Below are 10,146 nucleotides of genomic sequence, written 5' to 3' on the forward strand. Positions count from 1 at the left end.
GACTACGCGGCTACGGGAGCGGCCGCCCGGGCGGCCACCGGCGTGTAGTGCGAGGCGTCCCCCTCGATCGAGTGGCTCTCCTTGCCCTCGATGCCCACCGGAACCTCCCCGGCGACGGTCACCCGGTGCAGCCGGCGCGGCAGACCGTCGTAGTTGTCGATGGCGTAGTGCTGGGTGACGCGGTTGTCGAAGACGACGAGCTGGTTGTCCGACCAGCGGTGGCGCAGCACGTTCTCCGGCCGGGTCACGTACGACTGGAGCAGGTCCAGGAGCTTGCGGGACTCGCCGAGCGACAGGCCCACGATCCGCTGCGCGAACCCGCCGATGAACAACCCGCGTTCACCGGTCAAGGGGTGGACGCGGACCACCGGGTGGGCCGTGCGGTACCTGATCGAGGTGAACCGGGCGCGCTGCTCGGCCCGCTCCGCGTCGATCTCCTCGTCCGGCACCGCGTAGTCGTAGTCGTTGGTGTGCTCGGCCCACAGGCCGTCGGCCAGCCGCCGCAGCGGCTCGGGCAGGTCCCGGTAGGCCGCCGCCGCGTTGGCGATCAGCGTCTCACCGCCGTACGGCGGGATCGTGATGCTGCGCAGGGTGGTGGCCTGCGGCGGGTTGAGCACGAACGTGACGTCGGTGTGCCAGTGGTTGGCGCGCCCGCGCTCGCTGTCCACGGGCAGGACGTTCGCGGCACCCGCGACGGCGGCCACGGTCGGGTGGGCGGTGGTGATGTCGCCGAAGTGACGGACGAAGGCCTGATGGCCGTCGTCGTCGAGGTTCACGTCGTCGAACACGAGCGCCTTGTGGACGTTGAGCGCCTCACGCAGCGCGGCGACGGTCTCCTCGTCGAGGGGCTGGGAGACGTCGACGCCGGATACTCGGGCGCCGATGTTTCCGGTGACCTTGCGGATGTCGATGGCCATGGTGCGGTTCCTTCCGGGAGCCGGGGTCAGACGAGGGTGGGTGTGGGTGCGTGCGCGGGTAGGGGTGGGGCGACTTCCTTCACGTGCTGGTTGGCGGGACGCGGCAGGCCGTAGCGGTCCCGCAGGGTCCGGCGCGGCCCGTACGCGGTGCGGAGCAGACCGCGGGCGCGCAGGATCGGCACGACGTGCTCGACGAAGGCGTCGAGGCCGGACGGCAGCACCGCGGGCATGATGTTGAAGCCGTCGGCGGCGCCTCCCGTGAACCAGGTCTCGATCTCGTCGGCGACCTGCTCGGGCGTACCGGCGAAGGTGAGGTGCCCGCGCCCGCCGCCCAGGCGCCCGATCAGCTCCCGCACGGTGAGCCGGTCGCGCCGGGCCAGCTCGACGACGAGGGTGTAGCGGCTCTTGGCGCCTTCGATCGCGCTCTCCGGCGGCAGATCGGCCGGCAGCGGGGCGTCCAACTCAAGGGAACCAGCCGGTAGTTGCAGCAGCCGCTCCAGATTGCCCACCCCGTGCGTGTACACGATGTGGTCCTCCAGCACCCGCTCGGCGGCCCGCGCCTCGGCCTCCGTCGACCCGAGGACGGGGACGAGCCCCGGCAGCACCTTGATGTGCTCCGGATCCCGGCCGGCCGCGACCGTGCGGGACTTGAGGTCGGCGTAGAAGGCCCGCGCGTCCCCGACGGTCTGCTGCGCGGTGAACACGGCCTCCGCGTACCGCGCGGCGAACGCCCTGCCGTCCTCGCTGGACCCCGCCTGCACCAGCAGCGGATAACCCTGCGGCGAGCGCGGCACGTTGAGCGGGCCCTCGACACTGAAGTACGTCCCCCGGTGCCGGGGCGGGTGGATCTTCGTGTCGTCGCCCCAGACGCCGGTCTCCTTGTCGGCGACGATCGCGTCGTCCTCCCAGCTGTCCCAGAGCTTCAGCGCCACGTCGAGGAACTCGGCGGCCCGGGCGTACCGCTGGGCGTGCGCGGGCTCGGCGTCCAGGCCGAAGTTGCGGGCGGCCTCGGCGCCGGCGGTGGTGACGATGTTCCAGCCGGCCCGGCCGCCGCTCAGGATGTCGAGCGAGGCGAACTTGCGGGCCAGGTTGTAGGGGGAGTTGTAGGAGGTGGAGGCGGTGGCGATCAGGCCGATGTGCTCGGTGGCCGTCGCCAGCGCGGTCAGCAGGGTGAGCGGCTCCAGGGCGCCCGCCGGACGCTGGCCCACGCTGCCCCACAACTGCGGCCCGTCGGCCAGGAACAGCGAGTCGAACGTACCGCGCTCCGCGATCCGGGCCAGCCGCACGTAGTGGTCCAGCTCGACGTGCGCGTACGGATCGGACTCGGGCAGCCGCCACGAGGCCTCGTGGTGCCCGGTGTTCATCAGGAAGGCGTTGAGATGGAGCTGGCGTCGCGGCACGTGTCTGTTCTCCCGGGTCACTGGTGGTCCTCCTTCACCCCGAGCGCGGCCAGCAGCCGCTCGCGGTACTCGCCCAGCAGGGGATCCCGGTACGAGCGCGGGTGCGGGCGGTCGATGGTCAGGTCGAGGCCGATACGGCCCTCTTCGAGCACGAGGACCCGGTCGGCGAGCACGATCGCCTCGTCCACGTCATGGGTGACGAGCAGGACGGACGGCCGGTGGCGCTCCCACAGCTGCCTGAGCAGGGTGTGCATCCTGATCCGGGTGAGCGCGTCCAGCGCGCCGAACGGCTCGTCGGCGAGCAGCAGTTCGGGCTCGCGGACCAGGGAGCGGGCCAGCGCCGCGCGCTGGGTCTCCCCGCCGGACAGCTCGTTCGGCCAGGCGCGCTCGCGGCCCTTGAGGCCCACCTCGGCGAGTGCCTCCCGGCCCTTGCCGGCGGCCTCCTTGCCCTCGGTGCCCAGCAGTACGTTGTCGAGGACCCGGCGCCAGGGCAGCAGCCGGGAGTCCTGGAAGACGACGGACACCCTGGCCGGCGCGGTCAGCCGGCCGCTGCCCGCCACCTCGTGGTCGAGCCCGGCGACCGCCCGCAGCAGCGTGCTCTTGCCGGAGCCGCTGTGCCCGAGCAGGGCGACGAACTGCCCGGCGGGGATGTCGAGGTCGACCCCGTCGAGGACCTTGCGCCCGTCGAACGACCTGGTCAGGTCCCGCAGTTGGACGGCGGGCCGGGTGGCGGTGGTGGTCAGCTGCTCAGTGTGCGTCGCCATGACAGCACCCTCCGTTCGATGAGACGGACCGCGCTGTCGGAGACCAGACCGAAGATCCCGTAGACGGCCAGGCCGACGAGGATGACGTCGCTCTGGCCGTAGTTGGTGGCCTGGAACATCATGTAACCGAGTCCGTTGGTGGCGTTGATCTGCTCCAGCACGACCAGGCCCAGCCAGGAGCCGGTCACCCCGAGCCGCAGGCCCACGAAGAAGCCGGGCAGCGCGCCGGGGACGACGATCTGCCGGACGAACCGGAACCGTGACAGGCCCTGCACCTCGGCGAGTTCGACGAAACGACTGTCGATGCCGGCCAGCGCGGCATGGGTGTTGAGGTAGATCGGGATGTAGACGACGATGGCGATGATCGCGATCTTGAAGGTCTCGCCGATGCCCAGCCAGAGGATGAACAGCGGGATCAGACCCAGCGTCGGGATCGCCCGGTTGAGCTGCACGGTCCCGTCGATCAGCGCCTCGCCGGTCCGGCTCAGCCCGGAGGCCAGGGCGAGCACGACCCCGGCGGTCAGCCCGATCGCGAACCCGGACCCGGCCCGCTGCAACGAGGTCACGATGTCCGTCGGCAGCGTCCCGTCGGTCCACAGCCGGACCCCGGTCTCCAACACCGTCCAGGGCGCCGGGATCGCCGCCGGGTCGAGCTGACCGGCGGCGGAGGCGACGGCCCAGAGGACGAGGAACAGCACCGGCCCGACCAGCCGGGAGGCGGGCAGCCGCCTGCCGGGGGAGAGGCGGCGGCGCCTGCGGACCTGACCGGTCTCGTCCACGGCCGCGAGGGCGCGGGACGAGGCGGCGCCGGACGCGTCGGCGCCGGACCGGGACGTGCCGCGGGCGGCCGTGTCGGTCACGGTGCTCGCTTCGGCCGTGTCGGTCACGGTGCTCGCTTCGGCCGTGTCCGTCACGGTGCTCGCTTCGGCGGTGTCGGCGCCGTTCGCGCCTGCGGGGACGGCACCCGTGGTCACGGCGCTCACTTCCGGTACCCCGCGGTCACGGCCTTCGCGGCGATCCCCTCGAACCGCCGGTCGAAGAGCGTGCCGACGTCGAACTTCTTCACGAAGCCGCCCTCCGCCAGCAGATCGGCGGTCTCCTGCTCCCACGCGATCGCCTCGTCCCAACTCGGCGGGAAGAGCGGCTTGTTGGCCAGCTCGCTGATCGACTGGGCCTGGGCGGGTGTCAGGTTCTGGGTCTTCACGTAGAACTCCTCGTTCCAGATGTCCGGGTTCTCGTACTGCCAGACCGCGCCCTTCGCCCAGTACGGGATGTACGCGGCGACGGCGGCCGCCTTCGCGGAGTCGCCCAGCACGGAGGCCGGCGCCCACAGCAGGTTGAGCAGGTCCACCACGTCGGTGGGGATCGTGCGGGCGCCCTTGGACCCGTACTGCTGGAGATAGGCGGGCGCCTGCTGGTTGGCGAGCGGCGCGACATCCACCTGGCCCGACTGGAGGGCGGTCAGGAACTGGTTGCTGGTCAGCGGGACCAACTCGGCGTCGTCGTAGGCGAGCCCCGCCTCCTTCAGCGCCCGCAGGAGGACGACGCCCTGGGCCTGCCCCTGGGAGAAGGCGAGCTTCTTGCCCCGGAAATCCTCGACCGTGGTGATGTCGCTGCCGGGCTTGGTGGCGAAGAGATAGTTCGGCTTCCGGGTGATGTTGATGGCGACGATCTTCGCGTCGTATCCCTGGTAGTGCGCCTGGATCGGCGGGATTCCCGCATTGTTGGCGACGTCCAGCGAACCCGACCGGAAAGCGTTGATGACATCGGGCCCTGCGCCGATGTTCGCCCAACTGCTCACCCGGAAAGGCAGATCGTCGAGTTTCGCGAGCTTGAGCTGCAACTCCTGTTGATTCTGGAACGAGGAGATCTTCAGGCTCGTACCCGGCGGAACCTTGGTGGGCAGCGGCGCGTCCGCCGCCGTACGGGCGGTCGCCGCGCTGCTGTCGGCGCAGCCGCTGAGCCCGGCCGCCGCGGCCGTGGCGCCGAGCAGAGAGGTGAGGAAGAGTCGCCGGTCGAAACCGGGCGCGGCGGAAGAAGGCATGGGAGGACCCCCAGAGGTGAACGGTGGGACGGTGCGCGAAAGAGCGCACGGAGAAACCGCGGAAGCGGACGGGGACAGCGGAAAGCTGCGGAAGTGAATATCACGCAGGAGAAAGTGCCGCGTACGCCGGAGTGCGCTGGGCACTCCGGGACGTCAACGTGTCAGCAACAGAGGGTGCGACAACTCGTGAGCAGCATGAAAACGATGTTCCCGGTCTTCGGCAAGGCCTGTCAACATTCGGAGTTTCTGAATTAACCGGCCCCGGCCGACGCCTGCTCCAGACGCTCCACGGACCCCAGCGGATCCCGGAACAGCACGTCCAGGGCCACCGCCCCGCCCGCCGTGGCCGGCACGTGATCGGGGAAGCTCGTCGGCGCCACGGCCGCCGCCCGGCCCGCCCCGACCACCTCGTGCAGCGCGGCCAGACAGTCCGCCCGGCCGATCACCCCGATCTCGGTGACGACCACGGTCTCCGGGTTCAGCACGTCGAGCAGCAGGTCCACCGCCCGCCCCACCGTCCGGGCCCGCTCCACCAGCAGCCGTACGGCCGTCGCGTCGCCGTCCGCCGCGGCGTCCAGCACCCGCATCGGGTTCGTCCCGTCGATGACCCCGGCCTCCCGGGCCCGTCGGCACAGGGTGCGCTCGCTCAACTCGACCTGGAGGCAACCGACGCGTCCGCAGTCGCAGGGCTCGGTGCCTCCGGGCAACGGCAGATGGGCGACGGACCCGGCCTGCGAGCGCGGCCCGTGGTGCACCTCGTCGTTGGTCGCGAACGCCGCGTCCACCATGTTGCCGACGAACAGATGCAGCACACTCCGGCTGCCCCGCGCCCGCCCGAACAGCTGCTCGGCTCCCACCAACGCCCGCGCGTGCCCGTCCACGTGGACCGGCAGCCCGGTCCGGGCACCGAGGACCTCCCGTACCGGCACATCGCGCCAGCCCAGCAACGGATGCTCGACGACGGTCCCGCTCTCCCGGTCCACCCAGCCGCCGGCCGCGAAGCCGACGGCCAGGGCCCGGCAGCCCGGCCTCGTGTCCAGCAGGGCGCGGAGTTCGTCGGCGGCCCGCGCCAGGACCGTCCCGGGCTCGGTGGACGTGTGCTTGGACCGCCGCTCCACGAGCACGCGTCCGCGCAGATCGAGCAGAGCGACCGTCGTGAACGGGACGGCCACATGCACCCCGCCCACCACGAACCGCGAGTCGTCGAGGTCGAGGGGCACATGCGGACGCCCCGCCCCCTTGGAGCGCCGGGGCGGCTCGGCCTCACGGACGAGACCGAGCCCGGTGAACCGGGCGCAGTAGTCGGTCACCGACGCCGGCGACAGCCCCGTCACCCGGGCGATGACGCTGCGCGCCACGGGACCGTGCTCCAGCACCGACCGCAGGACCACGCTGGCACTGGTCCGCCGGCGGTCGCTGTCGGCGGCACGCGGTACGGGAGACCCGGCGGTCGCGGCAGGGGCCGACGGGGGAGCGGCCCGAAGGGCGGAGGAAGCGGGAGTTGGGGGAAGGGGAGCCTGAAGGGTGGGTGCTGTCGCGGCACGGGGCATGGCGATCATCCTCGGGAACGGGTCCGACACTGCGCCTCACGGAAGGCGAGGCGTGCCGGAGCCGCCTCACCCGGGTCGGCGACAGGTGGCCGCGCCCACGCGTCGCAGATCGACGTAGCGACGCGACGAGAAGTACCGGGCCTGGGCAACCATGCGGTCGAAGCTAGCAAAACGGCCCACCGCTGCCCAGACGGCGACCGACGGGCGAGACGGCACCTGTCCACCCCTCCGACCCGATTGGTGAAACCCTACAGATGTGAGGCGACACCCCGTCAGGACCCAAGCCGTGCCACCTCAGTGACCGGTGTCACGCCGTACCAGGTGTAACCCCCATCCTTTGTGTGAAGCCCACCAAGCCGTCGTTCCCCCCTTTGTTGAGCGCTGACGGTGTCCGGCACCTGGGGCCTGGGATAGCGTCACCGTGTCCCCGCCACCGTCACCCGCCGGAGTGAGCCCGAACATGAGCACCGCCGCCGCCACGTCAGCCCGCCCCGGCGAGGTCCTCGCCGACCGTCTGCCCCTTTCCGGCGTCCGCGCCCGCGACATCGCGCTCGTGGTGGGCGGCGCCGCGCTCACCGGGCTCGCCGCCCAGATCGCGGTGCCCGTGCCGGGCTCGCCGGTCCCGGTCACCGGCCAGACCTTCGCGGCCCTGCTCGTCGGCACCACCCTGGGCGCGGGCCGCGGTGTCGCCTCTCTCGCCCTCTACGCGCTGGTCGGCCTGCTCGGCGTGCCGTGGTTCGCGAACGGCACGTCCGGCGTCGGCGTCTCCTTCGGCTACATCCTCGGGATGATCCTGGCGGTCGCCGCCGTGGGCGCCCTGGCCCGTCGGGGCGGCGACCGCTCCACGCTGCGGATGGCCGGCACGATGCTCGTCGGCGAGGTGATCATCTACGCCGTCGGCGTCCCCTACCTCGCCGCCACCGCCGACATCAGCCTCTCCTCCGCTGTCGCGCTCGGCCTCACCCCCTTCCTGATCGGCGACGCCATCAAGGTCGTGCTCGCCATGGGGCTGCTGCCGACGGCATGGAAGCTGCTGAAGAAGTGACGCCGTGACACACCGCGGCTGACCGGGCCCCGCCCGCCGATGGCGCCGCGACACCACCGAAGAGGTTCGCCGGGTCGCACTCCGACCGCACCACGGCGAGCCTCTTCGGCGTTGGGGCCCCGGCGTTGGGGCCTTCGGGTGTTCCGGCGCCTCACTGTTCCGACGTCCGGCGCGCGGTGTCCCGGTGTTCCGGTGTTCCGGATCAGGACTCCTGCCGGGCCCGCCGCTGGTTCCACCACAGACCCGCGGCGCCGGCGGAGATGAGCGCGGCGCCCGCCATGCCCAGCGGCAGGACGCGGTCGGCGGGGCCGGTCTGGGGCAGCTCGTCCGGCTTGTCGTCCTTACCGCCCCCGCCGCCGGGCGTGACCGGACTGTTGTCGGTGCCGAGGAGCAGCGGCGTGGCGGGCTCGTTCGGTGACTGGTTGGTCGTGCCGAACGGGACCGGGCCCTGCTGCCAGTACGTCTTGGAGCCGTCGGCGTTCTGCACCGGCAGACAGATCTTTCCCTGCTCGCTCAGGTCGTACGTGGCCTCGATCGCATAGGTCTTCGACTTCCCGGCCGCCAGATCGTCGATCGCGCACGCGAATCCGCTGTTCGCGCCGTCGGGAAGATCCCCCTCCGGAATGGTCGAACACCCCTTGACGTTCTTGACCGTCATGCCGTCGAAACCGACCACGAGCAATCGAATTTCCCCGCTCGCCTTGCTGCCTTCGTTCTTCACGACGCCGGTGATATTCGTTTCCCCGGACTTGTTGTCGACTTTGATCTCCTTGGACAGCAGCGTCGAGAGCTTTACGTCCGCCGGTGCCGCGTCCATGGTCTTTCCGCCATGATTGCTCAATCCCCCCTCGTCGTCCGCCGAGGCCGTGAAGCCGAGGATCATCACCGACGTGAACGACGCGGTGAGCAGCGATCCGGCGATGGCAGCCTTACGATGAGAACTCATGTTCCATCCCCCTTGGGTCCCCCTGGCCGTGCCTGAATTCACGGCCTATGAAGAGGTACCACAAGATTTCTCGGCACTATGCTGGGTCGGCGCGAAGTGTGACCAATGCGCGACGATGTGGTTCCTCTGTGGCGCGTGCGGTCAGTCGGGAAAGGGTTGTTGAAGGGGGGCGTGGGGGTGCCGGAAATAACGCGGGGTGGTGTTCCGGGGCTTATGGTGGCCGACCGTTATCGGTTGGTCGAAAGCATCGGCCAGGGCGGAATGGGTCGGGTCTGGCGGGCCGCCGACGAAATACTCGACCGTCAGGTGGCCGTCAAGGAAATGCGTATCGACGGTCACGACCCGGAGGACATTCGCACCCGACGCGAGCGAACCCTGCGGGAGGCCAGGGCCACGGCCCGGATCGACCACCCCAACGTGGTGCGCGTCTACGACGTCGTCGACGCGGGCGAACGGCTGTGGATCGTCATGGAGTTGGTCGACGGCCGCTCCCTGGAGCGACTGGTGGTGGAGGACGGTCCCCTCGACGCGCACGACACGGCCCGTATCGGCCTCGAACTCGTCGACGCGCTGGGTCAGGTGCACGCGCAGGGCGTCCTGCACCGCGACATCAAACCGGCCAACGTCCTGATCAGGCGTACGGGCGCCCACCGGGCCGTCCTCACCGACTTCGGCATCGCCGCCATCCAGAACGCCGAGGCCCTCACCATGGCCGGCATGCTCGTCGGCTCCCCCGACTACATGGCCCCCGAGCGCGTCTCCGGCCGCCCCCAGGGCCCGCCCTCCGACCTCTGGTCACTCGGCGCCACGCTCTGCGCGGCCCTCGGCGAACGCTCCCCCTTCTCCCGCTCCTCCACTCTCGCCACCCTCCACGCCGTCCTCTACGAGGAGCCCGAACTCCCCGCAGCCGCGGGCCCCCTCCGACCTCTCCTGGCCACCCTCCTCGCAAAGGACCCCGACGCCCGGCCCGGCCTGCCCCAACTCACCGAGGCACTGCGCGCCATCACCGCACCTCCGGCGGCCGCCCCGCCGACGCCGACGGTGACGGTGACAGGGACAGCGACGGGGATGGCGGAGCCGGACCCGCCCCGCACGGAGGAAGGAGAGCCCCCCGGCGAACCGGGTGCGCGGGATGTCCCGGGTGCGCCGGGCGAGTCGGACCCCGGAGCCGGACCCGAGGCGAACGCGGGACCTCCGGCGCCGGTCGAGGAGAGTCCGAGGCCACCGGCAGGAAGCGCGCCATCACCGACCGGCACCACCCCGGAACCGCCACGGGAACCGGCACCGGCACCCAACGCGACGCCCCCCTCGCCCGCACGAGTCCCGACCCAGGCAGCACCCTCCACCCCTGCAGCAAGCCCCACTCCCGCAGCAAGCCCCACCCCCACAGCACGCTCCGCCCCCCACCCCGACCGAGCCACCACCCCCGTCCGCCGCCGCACTTCTCTCCCGCCCCCTCCGCCCTTCGCGACCCAGCGCC

General features: G+C 71.3%; 9 protein-coding genes. 2 read left to right on the forward strand and 7 right to left on the reverse strand.

Annotated features, from left to right (window positions below; all coding sequences use genetic code 11):
* Positions 1-2: 2 nt before the first annotated feature.
* The 6 genes from RM704_RS20960 to RM704_RS20985 form a co-directional block, all read right to left on the reverse strand.
* Positions 3-917 carry a TauD/TfdA dioxygenase family protein gene (locus tag RM704_RS20960; RefSeq protein WP_033526392.1) on the reverse strand — a complete coding sequence of 305 codons (915 nt, stop codon included), beginning with the start codon at positions 915-917 and terminating at the stop codon, positions 3-5.
* 26 nt (positions 918-943) lie between these two features.
* A complete protein-coding gene (locus tag RM704_RS20965; RefSeq protein ID WP_033526440.1) occupies positions 944-2,317 on the reverse strand; it encodes an LLM class flavin-dependent oxidoreductase in 1,374 nt (457 codons plus the stop codon).
* A gap of 17 nt (positions 2,318-2,334) precedes the next feature.
* Complete coding sequence (locus RM704_RS20970) at positions 2,335-3,081, reverse strand: ABC transporter ATP-binding protein (RefSeq protein ID WP_033526391.1); 747 nt, start codon at positions 3,079-3,081, stop codon at positions 2,335-2,337.
* Positions 3,057-3,860 (reverse strand): ABC transporter permease, encoded by an 804-nt coding sequence (locus RM704_RS20975; RefSeq protein WP_438828936.1) that lies wholly within the window; start codon positions 3,858-3,860, stop codon positions 3,057-3,059. Before RM704_RS20975 ends, RM704_RS20970 begins: the two co-directional genes overlap by 25 nt.
* A 200-nt stretch (positions 3,861-4,060) precedes the next feature.
* The gene (locus RM704_RS20980; protein WP_311590997.1) at positions 4,061-5,125 is read right to left on the reverse strand and encodes an ABC transporter substrate-binding protein; all 1,065 of its coding nucleotides are present in this window, start codon (positions 5,123-5,125) and stop codon (positions 4,061-4,063) included.
* 251 nt (positions 5,126-5,376) lie between these two features.
* Positions 5,377-6,675, reverse strand: coding sequence for an ROK family protein (locus RM704_RS20985; RefSeq protein WP_311591007.1), 1,299 nt, complete (start codon positions 6,673-6,675; stop codon positions 5,377-5,379).
* Between the two features lie 460 nt (positions 6,676-7,135).
* Here RM704_RS20985 and RM704_RS20990 point away from each other — a divergent pair, with 460 nt between their 5' ends.
* Positions 7,136-7,720 (forward strand): biotin transporter BioY, encoded by a 585-nt coding sequence (locus RM704_RS20990; RefSeq protein WP_033526448.1) that lies wholly within the window; start codon positions 7,136-7,138, stop codon positions 7,718-7,720.
* A 202-nt stretch (positions 7,721-7,922) separates the two neighbouring features.
* Here RM704_RS20990 and RM704_RS20995 read toward each other — a convergent pair whose 3' ends face one another.
* Entirely contained in the window at positions 7,923-8,666 is a 744-nt protein-coding gene (locus RM704_RS20995) for a hypothetical protein (RefSeq protein WP_033526449.1), read from the reverse strand.
* A gap of 234 nt (positions 8,667-8,900) precedes the next feature.
* On the opposite strand from RM704_RS20995, the gene RM704_RS21000 reads away from it, so the two are divergent.
* On the forward strand, positions 8,901-10,146 hold a 1,246-nt coding region (locus RM704_RS21000; protein WP_498076437.1), incomplete at its 3' end, for a serine/threonine-protein kinase.

This window comes from Streptomyces gottesmaniae, from assembly GCF_031845845.1.
GTDB classification, from domain to species: Bacteria; Actinomycetota; Actinomycetes; order Streptomycetales; family Streptomycetaceae; genus Streptomyces; species Streptomyces akebiae.